Origin of the sequence: Acidilobus sp. (assembly GCF_049973875.1) — an archaeon.
Lineage (GTDB): Archaea > Thermoproteota > Thermoprotei_A > Sulfolobales > Acidilobaceae > Acidilobus.
This window is the reverse complement of the sequence record NZ_JBMFJI010000093.1, coordinates 1-756: the sequence shown is the minus strand read 5'-3', so window position 1 is coordinate 756 and position 756 is coordinate 1. Positions and strand designations below refer to the sequence as shown.

At 59.4% G+C, this 756-nt stretch carries 1 pseudogene; it reads right to left on the bottom strand.

Annotated features, from left to right (window positions below):
- Nucleotides 1-756, bottom strand: a pseudogene (locus tag ACP5H1_RS08510) (hypothetical protein); the annotation flags it as partial.

The following is a 756-nucleotide window of genomic DNA, read 5'->3' as shown; positions in this document are numbered from 1 at the left end:
GCAGTTGGCTTTATGCCGCAGCTTGAGGCGTTATTGCCTCCAGCAGAGCCGCCGCCAGTGCTGAAGGCCGGGCTTGAGTTGGAGGCAGAGTAGACTATGAGCCCTACGCCTCCGCCTCCACCGCCTCCGGCACCGCCAGAATTGCTTGAGCTGTATGCGTTGCCTCCGTTGCCTCCCTGGACGTTTACGGTAACGTTTGAGCAGTTATAGCAGACAACTATGCCCTCACCGCCGCCTCCACCTCCACCACCTGCCCCGGCCCCTGCAGAGCCTCCGCCCCCAGTGCCGGACATCATGGGCCAGGGTATGGGGCTTGACGGAGTGGCGTTAAGGTAGTGCATTAGCCAGTAGTCTGTTATCGCCTCGACAAGGTAGACCACGAGGTCTTGGACGCTTGAGAAGTACATGACCTCCATGGAGCACGGCTCGTTTGGACTTGACGGAGCCGTGGTAAGGCATGAGCAGCAGTTACCAGAGTTGATATACCACCCTCCGTAGCCGGCACCGCAGTTATACGTGCCGCCGCCTCCGCCGCCGTTATAGTTGGCACAGCCGTTACCACAACAGCCTCCATTACCTCCTTTGCCCGGGGTCATGCTAGGGGCAAGGAGCATGAGGCCGGCATAAGGAGTAATATAGGTGCTGGGGCATGACGTGCTGTAGGGGCTGCCGGTCGCACCAGCACTGCTGTTAATTCCAGCTCCGCCCAGGCCACCGTTAAGCAACAGGGTAACGCTGTTAGCTGCTATTGTGAAG